Below are 19,261 nucleotides of genomic sequence, written 5' to 3'. Positions count from 1 at the left end.
AATACACTTTCAAACAGCACCGACCAAAGAAGGCTTTGCTAAGTTGCCCCCAGAAGGATAGCCATTGTGCAACGCTATTTGGAGGATCAGAAATGGCACTTTTGCAAACTGTCGACCCGGATGGGATGGATGAATTTTCGGTGGTCTTCACAGACCGTTCGCTCAATCACATGTCTAAAACCTTTCAGCAGGTGATGCTGGATATCAATTCCATGCTCAAAGAGGTCTACAAGGCCGAGGCCGTGGCTGTGATCCCAGGGGGTGGCACATATGCGATGGAGGCCGTTGCCCGTCAATTTGCACGTGGCGAAGACGTGCTGGTAGTGCGCAATGGTTGGTTTTCCTATCGCTGGAGCCAGATCTTCGAAACAGGTGGCCTAACATCCTCGACTACCGTGATGAAGGCGCGCCAAACCGGCAATACTAGCCCGTCGCCTTTTGCTCCTGCCCCCATCGGCGAGGTCATTGCGGCCATTAAGGAAAAGAAACCGAGCATTGTCTTCGCACCGCATGTGGAAACGGCGGCTGGGGTCATCCTGACGGATACCTATGTCAAAGCCATGGCCAAGGCTGCGCATGAAGTTGGAGCATTGATGGTTCTGGATTGCATCGCTTCGGGCTGTGCCTGGATCGATATGAAAGGCACTGGCGTCGATGTGTTGATCTCCGCCCCTCAAAAGGGCTGGTCGGCATCACCCTGTGCTGGTCTGGTGATGTTGTCCGAACGGGCAGAGGCCCGGATGGCCGAGACACAGTCTGACAGTTTTGCCATCAACCTGAAACAGTGGTGCACCATCATGCAGGCCTATGAAAATGGCGGCCATGCCTACCACGCTACTATGCCGACCGACGCGCTCAAGGATTTCCGCGATACCATGGCCGAAACCAAGGAATACGGGTTCGACAAGCTGCGAGAGGCGCAATGGGAGCTGGGCGATGGTGTGCGTGCCATGCTTAAGGAAAACGGCGTGACCTCGGTTGCTGCTGATGGGGTTGGCGCACCGGGGGTGGTGGTTAGCTATACCAGTGATCCGGACATCAGCACCGGCAAGAAGTTCGCCGCTTTAGGGATGCAGATCGCCGCCGGGGTGCCGCTGCAATGTGACGAGCCCGGGGATTTCCAGACTTTCCGACTGGGCCTGTTTGGTCTGGATAAGCTCTATGATGTGGATGCCACTATGGCTCGTCTCAAGACGGCGCTGGATCAGGTTCTCTGACGTCGAGTGCGTTTGAGCTGACGCAATGACATGTTGCTGTTTGCGCCAAGACCACGGCGCAAACAGCGCATGATGATCAGACCCGAGATAATCAACCAGGCTCCACCCCAGAACAGGGTGGGGCCGCCGAATTCCTCGGCCAACATCCGGGCGTCAGAGCGCAGGTAAGATCGGGCAATTGTGTCGCTAAAAATGTCGTAGGGCACAAAGATCATGCTGCTAAGCCCGATCACCCGCAGCACCAGATCGTTGAAACCATGCGACAGATATTTGGAACTGCCCAGCATCAGCAGGCCGGCGGCGATGCAGAATGCCAAGGCAAATAGGTCGCGCACGTATAGGGCAGCAGCGGCAAGGATCACTGCCGCAAGCAACCCCATGACAAAACGGTCCCAATTTGTACGCACCGCAATCAGGAACAGTGTCACTCCAATCAGCAGTGAGCCGCAGTAGCCTGCGCTCAGCGTCAGGAAGCGGCTACCTCCGCGAGATATGACCATTCCGCCTTGTTGTGGGTCGATTGTCAGGCTTTCGACAGACCCGCCGGTGAGAAGTGTCATCAGCGCGTGGGAGAGTTCATGCAGCAACACGATCAGGATCTTGAGGGGCACAACAATTGGCGTGGACCACAGCGCAAAGATTAGCGCAGTCAGCAGCATCAACTGCCAGTGCCCGGTGCAAAACCGTTTGACCCGGCGCAGGCTCACTTCGTGCCCAGACCGGTACGCATGAGCGTCTTGCGAACTGGTGCGATGGAGTAAAAGGCGTTCAGTGCGGCCGCCCGCATATCCCGCAAGGGCCGGGCTTCCAACATCGAGGCCCGGTTCAGCATATCGATGCCCTTGACCCGTAACTTGATCTCACTGTGGCGCGCCTTGTGATAGGCCTCTAGCATCTGAGTATCCCCCAGACCGTCACGGCGGGCTTCGGCAAGCTCCAGCAGGCTGGCGAGATCGCCCAACGACATGTTCAGCCCCTGCGCACCAATGGGCGGCACCACATGGGCGGCTTCGGCCATCAGAGCCAGCCGCTCGCCATTCAGCCGTTCGGCGGCTTGGCTGATGATCGGCCATATGGTGCGACGTGAAGCCAGTTTCAGATCACCCAACTGGCCACAGGAACGCCGTGTCATCGCGACCTCGAATTCTTCGGTTGGCAAGGCTTGCAGTTCTTGTGCCTTTGGGCCGCGTTCCATCCAGACAATTGCCGAACTTGGTTGTCCGTTATGGTCGGGCAGGGGGACCATTGTGAATGGCCCACCGGAGCGATGCACTTCTGTCGACACATTGTCGTGCGGCTTTGGGTGAGTGACCGCAAAAGCCAGCGCTTTTTGGCCGTAACGGGTGGTGTTTACCGCAATTCCCGCAGCTTCGCGCATGGGAGAGCTGCGGCCGTCACAGGCTATGACCAATTTTGTTGTGACCCTGCTGCCATCGCTGAGGCCAACACGGGCTTCGGCAGTGCGGGTGAACAGGCTGGTGGTGGCAACACCTGGGCGGAAATCGACATTGGACAGCTCGTCCAGGCGTGCCAATATCTCGCGACGCAGCAGCCAGTTGGGCAGGTTCCAGCCAAAGGGTTTGTCCGACAGGTCTGCGGCGTTGAAATCCTTGATCACACGAGGTTCGGGTACTTCACCACCGGCATCAACAATGCGCATGATTTGCAGGGCAGCAGCGTGATCCGCCAGCCGGTCCCACAATCCACAGCGCTGCAATAACTCTTGTGCTGGCTGTAAAAAAGCGGTTGTGCGCAGATCTGACCCTTCGGCGTCACGTTCTGTCACAGGTGCAGTAGGATCAACGCAGATCACGTCAAAACCAGCCGAGCCAAAAGCAGCAGCTGCGGTGAGACCCGCAATGCCGCCGCCGGAAATCAGGATGTCGCAGGTGTCAGCCATTTTTCAGCCCTCTGTTTATGGGTTGATCTAGGCCTGAGAACAGGGAAATGGCAAGCGCCAAGCGGTCGCAGGGATTGTGATCAACCGCGTGTGATCAGCATGAGAATGGCAAAAATCACCGGGACCATGGCAACTGCAGGCATGTATAGGCCGGGAATACCCCAAGTGACGACAGACAGCGCCCAAAGAAGCAAAAAAACTGCGATGGCCAGAAACATCTTGGCGTCAGGAGATAGTGATCTCTTAGCGGTTGGCAAAAGAGGTTTGGCAACGGTAGTGTCGGTCATCGTGCAGTCTTGAAATGGATGAAAGATGACTGTGATATATGTATTTTTATGACGAGGAAAAGTGACGCTTACCTCAAAGCATTGATGTTAGTCGAAATGCCGCAGGAACTCTGTCAGATCGTCGGTGTGATACTGAATGTGACCCGCATCAAGCGGATCCGGTGCGACATGTATGGTGCGCATACCCATCTGGTGTGGTGCTGCCAGATTACGCGGATCATCTTCGAACATTGCCGCCTTTTCAGGGACAACACCCGCCTGGGAGAACACGCGATCAAACGCGCTGCGCTCTGGTTTTGGCAGATACCCGGCATGTTCAACACCATAGATCCCGTCAAACAATCCGTTCAGTCCACGCGCCGCCAGTACACGTTCCGCATAGGGGGCACTGCCATTGGTATAGACGATCTTTTGTCCTGGTAGGTGGCTGATTCTGGACGCAAGAGCGGGGTCTTTCTTCATATGGTCCATCGAAATGTCATGCACTTCGATCATATAGGGCACTGGGTCCAGATCATGTTCACGCATCAACCCCGCCAAGGTTGTTCCGTGTTCGCGCCAGTACAGGCTGCGTAGGCGATTGGCTTCAGCTTGATCAACCTTCAGCGCGTCCATCACATAACGCGTCATTTTGACCTCGATCTGATCGAACAGACGGTCGGATGGCGGATATAGGGTATTGTCGAGATCGAATACCCAATGAGTGACGTGTGAGAAGTTATCTTTGACCATACCGCAGGCTTAGGCAGCACGTGATTGATTTGCAAACAAAAGCGTGGGCTGCTGTGTCGATTTGCCCCGCAAGTTCGCCGTGGGCTTGATTGAAAGGCAACGGGCCATGTAAACAGGCATAACCCAAATCGAGAGTGATCATGAGCCAGAGCCGACACAATCAGAAAGATGCCTATAGCCTGATCCTCGAAGCGATCGATGTCGGTGTTTATAAACCCGGTGACCGCCTCGTTGAAAGTGACCTGGCAGAACGGTTTGGCGTCTCACGCACCCCAATCCGCGAAGCGCTTCAGCGCCTTGAGACCCAATCCCTGCTGGAACGCGACGGCCGTTCACTCATTGTTGCCTCGCTAGACCACAACCAAATGGCAGAGCTGTACGTGGTCCGTCGTGAGTTGGAGGGGCTGGCGGCGAAGTTGGCAGCGCGTCATGCGACTGAAGAAGAGATCCAAGTTTTGCGCGATATGGTGGCAGCCGATGATGCGCTGGTTGACGACCCGGTGGCGCTGGCCAAAGCCAACCGCCGGTTCCATGAGCAAATCCACCTTGCGTCCCACAACCGGTATCTTGTTCAGCAATTGAACCTTGTGCACCGGACGATGGCTCTTATGGCGACAACCTCACTTGCAGCTCACGGTCGAGGAGAGATTGCACAAAGTGAACATAAGAAAATCGTCAGTGCCATCGAGAAACGTGATGAAGAGGCCGCTGGGCAAGCCCTGAACGATCACATTTCAGTCGCCTTCATGACACGGCTAAAACAGGATGCTGGAAAGCGCAGCAACAATTAATGTTGCAGGTTTGTCGTCTGCGTTTCTGCATTGCTGTGACCATGGCTCGTTTTATCCCAGTAATAGGGACGCCAAACCAGTTCATACAGGGCCTTGAATGCGGCAATACAGCCAAGTGGGAAGTATAAGATCATGCTTGGTGCCCAGAAGGCCAAGCTGCGCCGGTTTGAAGCAAAAGACGCCGTGATGGCAATGCTGATCCCTAGCAACTCGAAGAGCATCAGCGATGCCGCGGTGCCATAAAGGACGTTCATTGGCAGTATGCTTGCACTGGGGTGCGGTACCCCCAGTAGCATCAGCCAGAATGACCATAGAAATGGCGCCAGCAGGAATTGACCAACTGTGCCAAGAAAGAATGCCTGAAACCCTAGGAACCGTTTCCAGCCCAGCTCGGCTAGCAATAAGCGTGGTCGCCGCATGTGCACGAGATACGTCACCATGAAGCCTTTGAGCCAGCGTGAACGCTGCCGGATCCATGACCAGAGGTGGCAATTGGCCTCTTCAAACGTTGCTGTGTCTATCATTTCGGTCAGATAGCCTGCCCGGGCCAGACGCACACCCAGATCCGCATCTTCGGTGACATTATGAGCATCCCAGCCGCCCAGACTTTCTAATGCAGCGCGCTTCACAAATAAGGTGGTGCCACCAAGCGGCAGGACCATCCCCAGTCGGGCCAAACCGGGTAAAACAACGCGGAACCAGCTGGCATACTCCAGAGTAAAACACCGTGACAGCCAGTTTGTGCGGGGGTTGTAATAGTCTAATACGCCTTGCAGGCAGGCCACATTGTCAGCTGTTTGTTCAAAACTGCGCGCGACCCTTTCCAGCTGATCGGGCACTGGGGCGTCTTCGGCATCCCAAACCCCAATGATGTCGCCCTGGCAGAAGTTGAGTGCGTAGTTCATAGCCCGGGGTTTTGTTGTAAGCGTTCCTAAATGCGGGACCTCGATGATATGCATCCAACGCGGCAGGGACGCAGCCTTCAGCGCGGTGCGGGTCACCGTGTCATGCTCTTCAAGCACCAAAACCACCTCGATTAACGAACGGGGGTAGGTCAGCTTTTGGAGGCGATGGACCAATTTTCGACTGATTTCTGGTTCGTGAAATAAGGGGACCAACATTGAGATCCGGGGCAGTCGTTGTGGTGCATGGGGAAGCTCATGTGACAGCGGCGTGGTTGCTACCTGTCCTTCGTGGGTTAGGTGGGTGATGAACCCACACATCTTCAACCCGACGAACAGGCCGAGAAGGAGGACTGAAAGAGCGCAGAAAAGGGTGAATATCAGAACTGGAGCGAACCACATCAGCCCAGTAAGAATTGTAATCATGATCAGCGGCAGGTGATGTTGGTTTGAGGTTTGCCAATGGCGGATGCTGTTGTGCAGGGGCACGCGGGTGTTGGCAGCCAGAGCCAACTCCTCGCGGAAATATGCGGTAAGCAGGGCTGTAATCTGATCCTCAGCAGCCAAAACCGGCCGGATCTGGTCAAAACTGCCTTTCAACGACTGTTTCAACGCGTGGAAGTGTTCGGGGTGGGCGACGGCGATCACGGTAACTGGCCCAAGTTGCAGCCAGGGCAGGGCGTTGTGCCCGATCCAGAATTGCGCTGGTTTGCGGCCCAGCAGTCGGGGATCTGGTGTGTGTTTGGACAGGTCTACTTGTTGGATTCCGTGTTGACGGGACAGGGCATGCAAAACCTGATCCTTGTTGGCCCAGCCCTGACTGATCAGAATATGGCCTAGCGGGGCTTTCTGGTGTCGTTGTAGAACCAGTGCCCGCAACAAGTCAGTGTCTTGGATCGCTTGAATGTCTAGAAGGTGGCGGCCAAGCGGTAAGCGTGGATAGGGAGTTTGTCGCTTAGGGCGATGATGAAGAATCCCTGCCGAACGATCCTGCATATCCCCACCGTTTGCCATTTAGCCCATAGGGCAGCGTGGCGAACGGTGGTTAACAGCCCATTAACCAAATGACTTGGCGGCTGGGTTTTACTCTAGGCTTACGCGTCGACTGTTTTGCGGGCTTCCATAGCTTCGGCAAAACGCTCAAACAGGTAAAAGCTGTCTTGTGGGCCAGGGCTGGCTTCGGGGTGCTGCTGAACCGAGAAAACAGGGCGGCCGGACAAGCGGATTCCGCAGTTGGATCCGTCGAACAGCGACACATGGGTCTGCGTCACACCTTCTGGCAGGGACTGTGCATCGACAGCAAAGCCGTGGTTCATTGATGTGATCTCAACCTTGCCCGTCTCCAGCTCTTTGACGGGGTGGTTGGCACCATGGTGGCCGTGGTTCATCTTAATGGTTTTAGCACCCAGCGCTAGCGCCAGCATCTGGTGACCGAGGCAGATACCAAAGACCGGTAAGTCAGTGGTGTCCAGAATGGTTTTTATCATCGGCACGGCATATTCGCCAGTCGCTGCCGGGTCGCCGGGACCATTGGAAAGAAAAACCCCATCCGGGTTGTGGGCCAAAACCTCTTCGGCGGTGGCTGTGGCGGGCAACACGGTGACATCACAGCCCGCAGACGCGAGGCAGCGCAGGATGTTGCGTTTGGCACCATAGTCGATGGCGACAACTTTGTGCTTGGGGGCTTCTTGGCGCGGGTAACCATCAGGCCAGGCCCACCGCATTTCATCCCAGCGGTAGCTTTGCGCACAGGTGACCTCTTTGGCCAAATCCATCCCTTCCAGACCAGACCAGGCACGGGCGGCGGCCACCAGTGCATCGACGTCGAAATTGCCATCGGGATCATGGGCCATAGCGACATGTGGGGCACCTTGCTGGCGAATGACACGCGTCAGGCGACGGGTGTCGATACCACCAATGGCGATGCGGCCGGTGCGGGTCAGCCAGCTTTTCAGCTCTTCTGTGCTGCGCCAGTTGCTGGCAAGAGTGGGATCCCATTTGACCACCATGCCCGCAGCCACCGGGTTAGCCGTTTCATCATCTTCGGGGGTAACACCGGTGTTGCCGATATGCGGGAAGGTGAAGGTCACGATCTGGCCCGCATAAGAAGGGTCAGTCATGATTTCCTGATACCCAGTCATCGCGGTGTTGAAGCAGAGCTCGGCTACGGTTTGTCCGGTGGCACCAAAGCCAACGCCGTAAAACACGGTACCATCAGCCATTGCCAGGCATGCGGTGGGCTTGGACGGGGCAGTATCGGCCATTGCGCGAGTCTCCATGTGGGATAAATTCAAGGGTACTTAAGGGGAGGGCGAGAGCGGGTCAAGCCCGGCCAATTATTGCCAATGCGGAACGCCCTATCACGCCAGGCTGGACTGTGCGGTCTTGTCTAGCGACAGTTCATTGGGTAAGGCTGTGATTTCCAATGCCATGGGGATGGAAGTAAAATGGATATGCGCACACGGGTCAACACGGCCCTGAAACAGGCGATGAAAGATCGGGCCGCCAGTCGCTTGGCCACTTTGCGTCTGATCAATGCTGCGATCAAGGACAAGGAAATCGCAGCCCGCGGCGACGGTGAAGAGATTGTCGTTGCAGATGACGATGTATTGGCGATTCTTAGCAAAATGACGAAGCAGCGCAATGAAAGCGCCCGCGCCTACGAAGAAGGTGGGCGGTTGGATCTGGCTGAGCGAGAGCTTGAAGAAATTGCCATTATTGAAGAATTTTTGCCCAAACAGTTGGCAGACAGTGAAGTGGTTGAAGCGGTTCGAGCGGCCGTTACCCAAACAGGTGCCAATTCGATTCGCGACATGGGTAAAGTGATGGGAGCACTGAAGGCAAAATACACTGGCCAAATGGACTTTGGTAAAGTTGGCCCATTGGTCAAGGATCAGCTCTGTTCGGGTGGAGACTGCTGAAATCTCCCTTTTGAGTGAGCTCTAAAAGAATAATGCATGTGATGTGCTGAATTAGGCGGCCCAATTGAGGCCGCCTTTTCTGTGCGTTGAGAACCTCATTGCTCAGGCGATGTAACCCTAAGATTGGCACCCAGGTCTGCTACAAGGGCAAGGAATTCGTTTCGCACGTCTGCCGCAAATGGGTTTTCTTCTTCAATTGCGGAAAACACATTGGGTGGATCATGACGCACCATTGCCGTTGCCTGAAGCAATAGATCAAAACTAACCGTTGTCATCCTGGTGGGTAAGGGACCCATCTGGGTCAACACCTTGGCGATCAGGTGGGTCAAACCCTGAGTGACTGCAGCCTCACGGTCGTGGTCTTCTGGGCTCAGGCTATAGACCTGTAGATGCAGAACTCGCCGCAAGAAGACACTTACAGGACGATCTGCCTGACCACGGATATTGCAGAGGGCGATTTTGCGCCCGGACAGAGATCCAGTTGCGCTTTGTGGACCAAACAGAGGGTGGGTTCCAATCAGGTCGACATCGGCTGGCAAGTGGTCTTGCATCGCCTTTGCAGTTGTCATTTTGACAGAGCCAACATCCATCACGATACAGCCGGGTTTCAAGTGGCTACGAATAGACTGGCAGGTACTGGCTATGTTGCTGACCGGAACAGCAAGGATCACCAAGTCGCAATTTGCTGTCTGGGCTGCCGTGTCAAAGTGATATGCCTTTGTCTCTGATACTATGGCATAAGGGTCATGCACCGTCATTTGAAAATGCGGGGACAAATGCTTGGCGATCAGGCGGCCAAACTGACCAAAGCCAAACAGGCCTATGGTATTGATATGTGAGACAGGGGGCATTGGTTCGCTCCAGTGGGCCGCGATACCAAGCCAAGAGTGTGTGTTCTGCCCGCCGGTACGCGGCGGTTGAACATGAGATAGATGAAGGGACCGCCGTTATGTGAAGGGCGGATAATAGCTGTTTAGAAGGTGGTTGGTCAGCATTTGCATAGGGTTTGGGTAGTCCAAGTTGTTCTTCATGTCAAAGTTCATTTGACGGGGTTGCTGGCGGGGGGCCATGGGCTGGCAAAGATGTCGCTAGTTCTTGGTAGAGTGACTTGCGCTCGTTCTCAGACAAAAAGGCACCAATTTCGACTTCACGACCGTTGCCGCGCAGGGTGACATAATTGGGTACAGGGCCGCCTTCTTTATGTAACCGGACTGAAGTCCAGTATCGATTGCAGTTCCAAGACTGTTCCTCTTGGCGCGGAGAATTGCGTATCAGGCGCGCGGTTTCGGAATCCAAGGTCAGGATCTCCAGTATCTGCTGGTCGCGTCGGTTGTGGTCTAGCGCCCATTTTAGTCCAAACAAGGCGGCCAGCAGGAACGGCAACACCCCCCACAAGATGACACTGCCTAGTACTGGCAGCAGAGGAACGCAGATCAGAACGGCCGCCATGGCCAGAATATTTACATAGCCCGTAACAGGGAGGGACTGATGAGGCCAAAGGTGTAGTTCACCGTCGTCGTCGGTGGCAGGAGTGATCCAGGTGTATGGCATTGAGAGATCAATCTGTGTTGCGGCGTTTTCATTCATCATAAAGCGCCACACCATTAGTGGGAGTGCTTTTTATACACCATATCGGCAGCCAACCCAGCCTATGCAGAATGCGCTGGTTTGTTTTGCCACTTGATCAGCGAGTGAGAAGGCAAGGATACTGCGAAAATGAAAAAGGCCCCAAAGCAATCTGCTTCGGGGCCTTTTCTAACATTGCCAGTCCTTAGTGGGAGTGGCTTTTGTCCCAGTCTTCCTGCTTTGGCAGGATTTCGAAGGTGTGCTCTGGTGGAGGTGACGGCAGGGTCCACTCCAGCGTGTCAGCGTATTCGTTCCAGTAGTTGTTCTGGGTGATACGTGCGCCACGCATCATAGCGTAGATCACGATACCAAAGAACAGCAGGAAGGAAGCAAACGAGATGAATGCGCCGATTGACGAAACATAGTTCCAGTAGGCAAAGGCCTCAGGATAGTCGATGTAACGACGTGGCATGCCCTGACGACCCAGGAAATGCTGAGGGAAGAAGGTCACGTTGGCACCGACAAAGAACATCCAGAAGTGCACATGTGCAAGCTTCTCAGAGTACTGACGGCCGGTCATCTTGCCGAAGTAATAGTAGATACCAGCAAAGATGGCGAACACCGCACCCAGCGACATCACGTAGTGGAAGTGTGCCACAACATAGTAGGTGTCGTGATAAAAGCGATCCACGGCAGCCTGCGACAGAACCACACCGGTTACACCACCAACGGTGAACAGGAACAGGAAGCCAAAGGCAAACATCATAGGGGCTTTGAACTCGATGGAACCGCCCCACATGGTGGCAATCCAAGAGAACACTTTAACACCGGTTGGAACCGCGATGACCATCGTGGCCAGCATGAAGTAGGCCTGTTGGTTCAGCGACATGCCAACGGTGTACATGTGGTGCGCCCAAACGACGAAGCCCAGAACACCAATTGCGATGATCGCCCAAACCATTGGCAGGTAACCAAAGACTGGCTTGCGCGCAAAGGTCGCAATCACGTGAGAGATGATACCAAAGCCAGGCAGGATCACGATGTAAACTTCGGGGTGTCCAAAGAACCAAAGGATGTGCTGATACAGGATTGGATCACCGCCACCGGCAGCATCAAAGAAGGCGAAACCAAAGTTGCGGTCCATCAACAGCATGGTGATGGCGCCGGCCAGAACAGGCAGCGACAATAGGATTAGCCAAGAGGTGACAAAGATCGACCACGAAAACAGCGGTACCTTGAACAGGGTCATGCCAGGGGCACGCATGTTCAGGAATGTGGTGATCATGTTGATCGCACCAAGGATCGAAGAGGCACCCGAGACGTGAACCGCGAAAATCGCCAGGTCCATCGAAAGACCACCTTCGTTTACGGACAGTGGCGGGTATAGAACCCAGCCAACACCTGAACCAAGCTGGTCGTTACCACCAGGCGACAGTACCGAAGCAACTGCCAGCGAGGTACCAGCAACATAGAGCCAGAATGACAGGTTGTTCATCCGCGGGAAGGCCATGTCTGGCGCACCAATCTGCAGCGGCATGAAGTAGTTGCCGAAACCACCGAACAGAGCTGGGATGACCACAAAGAACATCATCAGGATGCCATGGGCCGTGATCAGAACGTTCCAGAGGTGGCCGTTCGGGGTACATTCCGCTGAAGCATCAGCAAACAACCGTGCGCCTTCGGCACACATATACTGAACGCCCGGATCCATCAGTTCTAGCCGCATGTAAACGGTGAACGTGACAGAGATCAGACCGACAAGTGCCGAAACGATCAGGTAGAGAATGCCGATATCTTTATGGTTCGTACTCATGAACCAGCGGGTAAAAAAGCTCCGCTCGTCCACGTGATCGTGACCATGAATGGCTGCGTCTGCCATTTGGTGCCTCCTGTTATATATAGAAAGGCCCCGAGAGCGGACTCCGGGCACCTTGATTCATAGGGTTTTTAGAGTGGCAAGGCTGTGCCTTCAATGGCGGAGTTTGATCTGGATCAAGATAAATTGACGCGCCCCCCTCTGTGTTGGTTGAAAATTGACTGGCCGGAATTAAGGAATGGGAGTTTTCTCAGTGCATTGGTACGTATTGCGAACAGGTTGTCGTCAGCGCGGTCATCTAAAGGTCCAGGTCTTGACGGTCTGAAAGTGGAACTTAAAAGGGGCAATTCAGCTCGCAATTTTGCAAGGACGCACCATGAACTACGATACGGACAACATTTTTGCCAAAATCCTACGTGGGGAAATTCCAGCTACTCGGGTCTATGAGGACAGTGAAACGCTGGTGTTTATGGATATTATGCCGCGTGCTGATGGACATGTTCTTGTTATTCCCAAGACACCTTGCCGTAATGTTCTTGATGCAACACCTGACCAACTAGCGGCGGTAATGAAGACCGTTCAGAAAATGTCCCGTGCGCTAATGTCGAGTTTTGACGCTGACGGAATCACGTTGCAACAATTCAACGAAGCCGCTGGTGGACAGGAAGTCTTCCATTTGCATTTCCATTTGCTCCCACGGCAGGCAGGTGATCGCCTTGGGGCGCCAGGAAAGATGGGTGATCAAGACGTCATTCAGAAAAATGCGGAAAAAATTCGCAACACTCTGCTAAAGTTGTAAAAATCATTACTCAATGGGCGTTGATCTGAATTCCGCTGCTCGGAAATGCATTAGGCATCCTGGCGCAGCTGCGTACATTTATACGTTGCGTTGATATTCGATAATGCAATTCCCTGATAAATAATTTATTCACATAGTTCTGGTAACTTTTTGTGATCAAATATTGCTTATCAGGCTTGCCGTATAGGCTCGTTAATAATTGATTCGAAGACTTCTTTTAGGAGCGATGTGACATTGTTACAGCGTGTACATGCCTTGTCTCAGCATCAGACTATTGCTGCTATATATGAAACCGTAATTCGATCTGAGCTGTGCGATTTCTTTTTGAAGCCGACAGAAAATGAAATTTCTAGACCTGCTGAAACTATTCAGCCCCCACAGCTGCAAAAGCCAGGAGCAGATCTGGACCTTGCGTTGCATTTTGCCCGTGCGGTCGAGATATTGGAACAACAGTGGAGTAGATCCGGCCGTCCAAAACCAGCGCAATTTTTTGAAGGGGGCGATAACTTTTGGATACTATTGGACGTAGATGGAAAAGTTTCCCGTGCCAGTCGCGTCGCACGGGCTTTTCTGCAAAAGGATGATGTCGATGTGCTGACAGCTCTGGATCTTAGCCTAAACGGTCAAGCCAGGGTCAAACGGCGATTGTCACAGTTGGGACTGCCTGCCCATAGCCGAAATGGCCCTGAGGTTTTGCTAAGGCTTGATGGAGCTCGCAGGCTGCTGTGCAGGTCGGTCAGCAGCGGATATGGTCTACAGGCCTCTTTTGGTGTGATGATAGAGGCCTTGGATTTTGAATGGACGAAACGTGCCAGGGATATGTTGGCGGCAACGTTTGGGCTGCATCTGCAAGAACTGGAGCTGTTAGGCAGTATTTTCGAAGGAGAAAGCCTTGAGGATCTAGCCATGACCACCCATGGTGGGTTGGTAGGCCTTGAAGCACAGCTACAAATGATCATCGCCAAAACTGGCGCCCCGGGGTTGGCTGAAATGCTCCGCTTGTTTTGCTTTCTCATAGACGAGCTTGCTACGGATGACCGCATTGCAAGCGGTGTCGAACCACCACCAGAAGGACGGTTGGTGCGTTCGAGCAATCATCCGCTACAGTTTTACAAAATAGGCGCGGACACCGGGCAACCGGTCATTTTTTTGCACGGCCTACTGGATGGTATTTCTGGGGTGCAGCGGCTGCAATCACAGTTCAGGAAACGCGGGTTTCGCGTGTATGCTCCGCTGCGCTGTGGCTATGGGTGTTCCGGCCCGACGCCAACGCCAGAACGCAGTTTTGACATCTTTATTGATCAGCTGGAAGGGTTGTTGGAACAGGAAAACCTGCAGCGTCCAATTCTGTTGGGGCACAGAGGGGGCGCCTCATTTGCACATATAGCAGCACGAAGACTGCGCGACCGGGTCGCCGGGGCTGTAATTGTCTCAGGTATGGGGCCAACACAGAACCTGCGAGAGCTGTCCAGCCTGACGGGGCATCTGCGGATGATGGCGCTAACTGCAACCTATAGCCCTAAGATTATGCCCTTAGTGGTTAAGCACTGGGCGCGGTCCATTCGACAGAACGGTCTAATGACACTTGCGCGATCGCAGCCTGGAATTGATGGCGACGCAAACGATCTGTTGGAAAGCCCAACGATGACGGCGCTTCTTCAGTCCAGTCATGACATGTCTTTGATGCAGCAGTGTACGGGGCTAATGGCCGACTTTCATTGGATTGTTAACGATTGGCGACGTCATATTGATGGCCCTACGGCGCCGGTAATCTACCTGCATGGTGAAGGCGATCAGGTCACTTCGACTGAACGTCTGCAGCGAGCAATGATAGGACGAAGCAATGTACAGGTCCGGCTGTGCCATGGCGGCGGAGGGTTGTTGTTATACACCCGCCCGGAATTGGTATTCTCAGCGTTAGAGGAATTGGCGGACAGGTAGGGAGGGCTCAGTCCGTCTCGAAAACTTGTCCAAAGCCATGATGCAGAGCGATATCAACATCAGGCATACTGACGGGCAGGCCCAAATCAACGAGGCTGGTAACCCCATGCTCAGTGATGCCACAGGGCACAATGCCGTCAAAGTGGCTGAGATCAGGATCGAGATTGATCGAAATGCCGTGAAAACTGATCCATTTTCGTAGCCGGATTCCTATTGCTGCTATCTTGTCCTCGGCTTTCGCCCCCAAGGCCGTCAGCGGTCTGTCGTCTCGCTCTACCCAAACGCCGACGCGACCTTCGCGGATGTGCCCCGTAATGTTGAACTGCTCCAAGGTCAAGATCACCCACTGTTCTAGCTGTTGCACGAAACGACGCACGTCCCGCCCACGCTTGCCGACATCCAGCATCACATAGACAACTCGTTGGCCCGGGCCGTGATAGGTATATTGGCCGCCGCGTTTGCTCTCATAGACAGGGAACCGATCTGGGTCGGTCAGGTCCTCACGCTTGGCAGAGGTCCCGGCGGTATAAAGTGCTGGATGCTCGACCAACCAGATGCATTCTTCGGCCTTGCCAGCTGCAATGGCTGCGACCCGATTTTCCATAAAGGTTACGGCTTCATCATAATCGGTCAGCCCGTCGCTGGTGATCCATTCAACCATATTTAATCTCATTATTGCCATTTACGCCTTCATAAGTGTTTTGGGGTGGTGAATTCCAGCCTTTTCAAGATGGGTTTATCAGTTATTGTTAAGCCAGTTGTTGGTTCGCGAGTGATTTTGGAGATTGAAATGCAACTTAAATTCCTAACTACAGCAATATTTTCCTGTGCTTTGGTATTAGCACCCGTAGAGCGGGTATCAGCAGATGCCGGTGATTTTGCCGCCGGGGCTCTTATTGGTGGATTGATTGGCGGCGCGCTTTCCAATGGCGGTAAGCGTCGCCAACGAGGTGGAACGCAGAGATCGAGGTTACCCTCCACCCAGGAAGGGAAAGAGATTCAAAGCTCTCTCAACTATTTTGGGTTTGATGCGGGATCGGTTGACGGTCAGCTTGGGCGCAAGACCAAAACGGCGGTCTCTCAATATCAAGCTTATCTCGGATACCCTGTGTCGGGCCAGCTTAGCCCTTACGGGCAGGAGCTCTTGATCAGTTCGTACAAGCGAGCGGTTTCCAGTGGCTATTTGGCCTCGCAGCAGGCGATGGCACATCCAGACGGACCACGAGGGTTGTTGAAGATTTATCTGTCAGAACGCATGGTGCCACAGCCAAATATGCCGATGCAAAACCAGCAGCAGTTTAATCAACCTCAAACGATGATGGTGAACACCAACCCAAACCCAAACATATATGGCGCTCCACAGCAGTATGGACAGTCGGGGCAGCAGCCGACTTATAACGCGGGTGCCCAGACAAACGTGCAGACCTATGGCGCGCAAGGGCAATATACCCCGCAAGGACAATACGTACCGCAGGGTCAGCAAGCGCCTCAGGGTCAATACGCACCTCAAGGGCAGTATGCAGGTCAGGGGCAATACACGGCACCTCAAGGCCAATATGCACCGCAGGTGCAGCAGTCACCTCAAGGTCAATTTGTTCCACAGGCACAATTTGCGGCTCAGGGACAGACTGCTCCACAAGGTCAAGTCTTCCAAAATGGGCAGACACAGGCGGCACCTTTGGGAACTGTTGTTGCCGCATTGCCAAATTCCGGAGAGATCGTAACAGCCTCCGCCACGCCGCAGCAAACGCAGCCGGCTGTTGTGCCTCAGAATAAACGGTGGGCGTTGGTCATCGGTGTAGACAACTATGATAATGTTACAGCTTTGCAAAAAGCTCGCAATGACGCGCAGGCAATCAGCCAGACATTGGTTGGGCTAGGCTTTGAGGTGAGCACTTTGTACGATGCCGGTCGTCGGGACATAAATGGCGCGGTGTCCACCATGGCCAATAAAATCGATCCCGGAGACGAAGTTCTGTTTTATTTCGCGGGGCACGGCGTTGAAGTCGAAGGGCGAAATTTTTTGCTGCCATCTGATGTGCCGGTGATCAATTTAGGAGATGAGAGCTTTCTGACTGGGGAAAGTATTGCAGCAGATCGCGTTCTTGAGACATTTCAAAAAAGAGGCGCACGCACCACTGTTATGATCCTTGACGCTTGCCGCAATAACCCCTTCCCATCCGATGGCAAACGTTCGGTGGGTGGAAGTCGGGGGCTGGTACGGATGGATCCGCCCGAAGGAGCGTTTATTCTTTACTCCGCTGGGGCAGGGCAGACCGCGCTTGATCGCCTTTCTGATAATGATGCCAATCCAAACTCAGTGTTTACACGAGCGCTGTTACCTCGGTTGCAGGACCCAAGCATGACGCTGCATCAGTTGGCCAAGCAGGTTCGCCGTGATGTTCAGGTTCTGGCGTCTGAGGTCAATCATGACCAGTTTCCAGCCTACTACGATCAGATGTCCGGTGATCTGTTTCTGGCCCGCACAGCACAGGGATCTGGCAATTGATGATCTTTTTGTAAGAAGGCGATGAATTGCAAATCCAGACCACTTTCCTGGTCTGGATTTGTGTTTTAATTCAATGTTCTGGCCTAAGTTCGAGAGCGGGTATGCAAAATTGAGTTCAATGAATGCGCTGTTGGAAAACAATTTGCCAATGGACGCAACTTTCGACTTCACTTCGTTGCAGACCTCGTCTATACGCCGCCTTACCAAGCCTGACAGTGCGGTCGTGGCGGAATTGGTAGACGCGCAGCGTTGAGGTCGCTGTGGGGTAACACCCGTGGAAGTTCGAGTCTTCTCGACCGCACCAACTACTTTCCTTACATTACTGGAAAATGCAGTTAAAACAGGGCGTTTTGCCTGTTTTACGCGAAATGCCATCAAGCTATGGGTGGCTATAAGCGTAGTTTTACGCGATGGTTTACGCATATTTTCCGCACGGTGCGTAATTATGGCGTCTATTAGAAAACTAAAATCAGGATACAGGGCCGAGATCGCAAGGCAAGGCGTTCGCAAATCCCGAGTCTTTCCGACTAAGCAGGCAGCCAAGGATTGGGCAGCCCGCGCAGAATATGAGCTTTTGAACGGCGATAAGATTGCGGCGGTTTCGACCTTTGGAGCGCTGATGGATCGATATGCCCGAGAGCGATCGCCGCAAAAACGCGGTGGCCGTTGGGAGGTGGTGCGCCTTGAGAAGCTGCAGCGTGATAAGATTGCCGACAAAAAGCTTGGTGATCTTGCCCCGCGCGATTTTGCAGGCTGGCGAGATCGTCGTATGGGCGAGGTCGCACCAGCGTCAGTGATCAGAGAAATGCAGCTAATGAGCGCAGTGTTAAACGTGGCGCGCAAAGAATGGGGGATGATTTCTGAGAACCCCATCAGTGATGTAAAGCGGCCCTCAAAGCCGCCACCGCGTGATCGGCGACCAAGCTTGGATGAGATCGATCGGATGCGTCATAGCGCGGGTGAGGATCTGACTAAACTAACGGCAAGAGCGTTCCATGCCTTCCTGTTCGCGATTGAAACGGCAATGCGCGCGGGTGAGATAGCAGGGCTTGAATGGGATCGGGTTGACCTGGATCGCCGCGTTGCCCGGTTGATGCACACCAAAAACGGGCGGCCCCGTGACGTGCCTCTGTCAACTGAGGCCGTTCGGTTGTTGAAAGTGCTGCCTCAATTGAACCCAGTATTTGGACTAAGCAGTCGGCAGTTGGATGTTCTGTTTCGCAAGCAGCGCGATCGGGCTGGGGTGGTAGGGCTGACCTTCCACGACAGCAGGCATGAGGCGATTACGCGGCTATCACAGAAGTTGGATGTGCTGGCCTTGGCCCGAACCGTGGGCCACAGCGATTTACGGATGCTGCAAGTGTACTACAACGAGGATGCCGAGGCGCTGGCTATGCGTTTGGATTAGCAACCAGTCGCGTTTCAGGGTGTGTCACGACTTTACCTAGAGCGATGTGCCGGTTCACGGTGCTTTCTGATTTTCCAATGATTGCGGCATACTCTTTAATTGTGATCCATTTATTGGCCGGCTTGATCCGTGCCTGTCTCACTTCATTGCGCAGCGCTTTGACCTCGGCAATTAGGCCATTGAGGGCGTCAGGATCGATCGCAATCAATTGGGCGGGTTGGTTTGTCATGCTGCTTTCTCCATTGCATAGCTGCCCCATTGATCGGCCATAGCCAATGCAATGCCGGTGAAGGTCTTGGAGCGTGTTTTCCAGCGATCTGGACCGGGTGAGGCGCGGTGTATCGAGGACTGTCTGACGTCAGCGCCTATGGGTCCAAATAGGGTAATTTGATAAGAGAGTGTTTCTGGCTCATCGTCACCACTGAGGAGTGGAAGATGAGAAAGACAACCAAGAGCCCTGGCGAGAAGATCG

At 53.9% G+C, this 19,261-nt stretch carries 18 protein-coding genes, 1 tRNA gene and 1 pseudogene; 8 read left to right on the top strand and 12 right to left on the bottom strand.

The annotated features are described in order from the left end of the window. The first annotated feature begins 92 nt into the window (after window positions 1-92). On the top strand, window positions 93-1,217 hold the full coding sequence (locus tag FEE96_RS17935; RefSeq protein ID WP_138164502.1) for an aminotransferase class V-fold PLP-dependent enzyme: 1,125 nt from the start codon (window positions 93-95) through the stop codon (window positions 1,215-1,217). On the opposite strand, the gene FEE96_RS17930 is transcribed toward FEE96_RS17935, so the two are convergent. The 4 genes from FEE96_RS17930 to FEE96_RS17915 all read right to left on the bottom strand — a co-directional run bounded on the left by FEE96_RS17930 (window position 1,205) and on the right by FEE96_RS17915 (window position 4,136). Continuing rightward, window positions 1,205-1,924, bottom strand: coding sequence for a M50 family metallopeptidase (locus tag FEE96_RS17930; protein ID WP_342770977.1), 720 nt, complete (start codon window positions 1,922-1,924; stop codon window positions 1,205-1,207). The two genes, FEE96_RS17935 and FEE96_RS17930, sit on opposite strands and share 13 nt — an antisense overlap. Then, window positions 1,921-3,117, bottom strand: coding sequence for a UbiH/UbiF family hydroxylase (locus FEE96_RS17925; RefSeq protein WP_138164501.1), 1,197 nt, complete (start codon window positions 3,115-3,117; stop codon window positions 1,921-1,923). Before FEE96_RS17925 ends, FEE96_RS17930 begins: the two co-directional genes overlap by 4 nt. A gap of 80 nt (window positions 3,118-3,197) precedes the next feature. Further along, on the bottom strand, window positions 3,198-3,404 hold the full coding sequence (locus FEE96_RS17920; RefSeq protein ID WP_138164500.1) for a hypothetical protein: 207 nt from the start codon (window positions 3,402-3,404) through the stop codon (window positions 3,198-3,200). Between the two features lie 87 nt (window positions 3,405-3,491). Then, window positions 3,492-4,136 (bottom strand): pyrimidine 5'-nucleotidase, encoded by a 645-nt coding sequence (locus FEE96_RS17915; RefSeq protein ID WP_138164499.1) that lies wholly within the window; start codon window positions 4,134-4,136, stop codon window positions 3,492-3,494. Between the two features lie 140 nt (window positions 4,137-4,276). Here FEE96_RS17915 and FEE96_RS17910 point away from each other — a divergent pair, with 140 nt between their 5' ends. Next, on the top strand, window positions 4,277-4,927 hold the full coding sequence (locus tag FEE96_RS17910; RefSeq protein WP_138164498.1) for a GntR family transcriptional regulator: 651 nt from the start codon (window positions 4,277-4,279) through the stop codon (window positions 4,925-4,927). On the opposite strand, the gene FEE96_RS17905 is transcribed toward FEE96_RS17910, so the two are convergent. Both FEE96_RS17905 and carA read right to left on the bottom strand, forming a co-directional pair. Next, window positions 4,924-6,825: a glycosyltransferase gene (locus tag FEE96_RS17905; RefSeq protein ID WP_138164497.1), complete on the bottom strand. Its 1,902-nt coding sequence runs from the start codon at window positions 6,823-6,825 to the stop codon at window positions 4,924-4,926. The genes FEE96_RS17910 and FEE96_RS17905 overlap by 4 nt on opposite strands. 98 nt (window positions 6,826-6,923) lie before the next feature. After that, complete coding sequence (gene carA / locus FEE96_RS17900; RefSeq protein WP_138164496.1) at window positions 6,924-8,093, bottom strand: glutamine-hydrolyzing carbamoyl-phosphate synthase small subunit; 1,170 nt, start codon at window positions 8,091-8,093, stop codon at window positions 6,924-6,926. Window positions 8,094-8,276: 183 nt separating this feature from the next. Here carA and FEE96_RS17895 point away from each other — a divergent pair, with 183 nt between their 5' ends. Then, window positions 8,277-8,750, top strand: a complete 474-nt coding sequence (locus tag FEE96_RS17895; protein ID WP_138164495.1) for a GatB/YqeY domain-containing protein — start codon at window positions 8,277-8,279, stop codon at window positions 8,748-8,750. 95 nt (window positions 8,751-8,845) lie between these two features. On the opposite strand, the gene FEE96_RS17890 is transcribed toward FEE96_RS17895, so the two are convergent. The 3 genes from FEE96_RS17890 to ctaD form a co-directional block, all read right to left on the bottom strand. Beyond that, on the bottom strand, window positions 8,846-9,601 hold the full coding sequence (locus FEE96_RS17890; protein WP_138164494.1) for a prephenate dehydrogenase: 756 nt from the start codon (window positions 9,599-9,601) through the stop codon (window positions 8,846-8,848). A gap of 181 nt (window positions 9,602-9,782) precedes the next feature. After that, a complete protein-coding gene (locus tag FEE96_RS17885) occupies window positions 9,783-10,301 on the bottom strand; it encodes a DUF2244 domain-containing protein (RefSeq protein WP_138164705.1) in 519 nt (172 codons plus the stop codon). A gap of 220 nt (window positions 10,302-10,521) precedes the next feature. Then, the gene (gene ctaD, locus FEE96_RS17880) at window positions 10,522-12,195 is read right to left on the bottom strand and encodes a cytochrome c oxidase subunit I (RefSeq protein WP_138164493.1); all 1,674 of its coding nucleotides are present in this window, start codon (window positions 12,193-12,195) and stop codon (window positions 10,522-10,524) included. Between the two features lie 313 nt (window positions 12,196-12,508). Here ctaD and FEE96_RS17875 point away from each other — a divergent pair, with 313 nt between their 5' ends. Both FEE96_RS17875 and FEE96_RS17870 read left to right on the top strand, forming a co-directional pair. Beyond that, window positions 12,509-12,931, top strand: a complete 423-nt coding sequence (locus FEE96_RS17875) for an HIT family protein (protein ID WP_138164492.1) — start codon at window positions 12,509-12,511, stop codon at window positions 12,929-12,931. A 234-nt stretch (window positions 12,932-13,165) separates the two neighbouring features. Then, window positions 13,166-14,872: an alpha/beta hydrolase gene (locus FEE96_RS17870; RefSeq protein ID WP_138164491.1), complete on the top strand. Its 1,707-nt coding sequence runs from the start codon at window positions 13,166-13,168 to the stop codon at window positions 14,870-14,872. A gap of 7 nt (window positions 14,873-14,879) precedes the next feature. On the opposite strand, the gene lipB is transcribed toward FEE96_RS17870, so the two are convergent. Then, window positions 14,880-15,533: a lipoyl(octanoyl) transferase LipB gene (gene lipB, locus FEE96_RS17865; RefSeq protein WP_138164490.1), complete on the bottom strand. Its 654-nt coding sequence runs from the start codon at window positions 15,531-15,533 to the stop codon at window positions 14,880-14,882. A gap of 129 nt (window positions 15,534-15,662) precedes the next feature. Here lipB and FEE96_RS17860 point away from each other — a divergent pair, with 129 nt between their 5' ends. The 3 genes from FEE96_RS17860 to FEE96_RS17850 all read left to right on the top strand — a co-directional run bounded on the left by FEE96_RS17860 (window position 15,663) and on the right by FEE96_RS17850 (window position 18,789). Beyond that, on the top strand, window positions 15,663-17,381 hold the full coding sequence (locus tag FEE96_RS17860) for a caspase family protein (RefSeq protein WP_138164489.1): 1,719 nt from the start codon (window positions 15,663-15,665) through the stop codon (window positions 17,379-17,381). A gap of 217 nt (window positions 17,382-17,598) precedes the next feature. Then, window positions 17,599-17,685: transfer RNA gene (locus tag FEE96_RS17855), tRNA-Leu, on the top strand. Between the two features lie 141 nt (window positions 17,686-17,826). Further along, window positions 17,827-18,789: a tyrosine-type recombinase/integrase gene (locus FEE96_RS17850; RefSeq protein ID WP_138164488.1), complete on the top strand. Its 963-nt coding sequence runs from the start codon at window positions 17,827-17,829 to the stop codon at window positions 18,787-18,789. Here FEE96_RS17850 and FEE96_RS17845 read toward each other — a convergent pair. Then, complete coding sequence (locus FEE96_RS17845) at window positions 18,773-19,018, bottom strand: hypothetical protein (RefSeq protein ID WP_138164487.1); 246 nt, start codon at window positions 19,016-19,018, stop codon at window positions 18,773-18,775. The two genes, FEE96_RS17850 and FEE96_RS17845, sit on opposite strands and share 17 nt — an antisense overlap. After that, window positions 19,015-19,261: pseudogene (locus tag FEE96_RS23700) on the bottom strand (hypothetical protein); the annotation flags it as partial. The gene FEE96_RS17845 and the pseudogene FEE96_RS23700, both read right to left, overlap by 4 nt.

This window comes from Parasedimentitalea maritima, from assembly GCF_005771405.1.
Classification (GTDB): Bacteria; Pseudomonadota; Alphaproteobacteria; order Rhodobacterales; family Rhodobacteraceae; genus Parasedimentitalea; species Parasedimentitalea maritima.
Note: the sequence above shows the minus strand (reverse complement) of the source record. Positions and strands in the feature narration are given on the sequence as shown.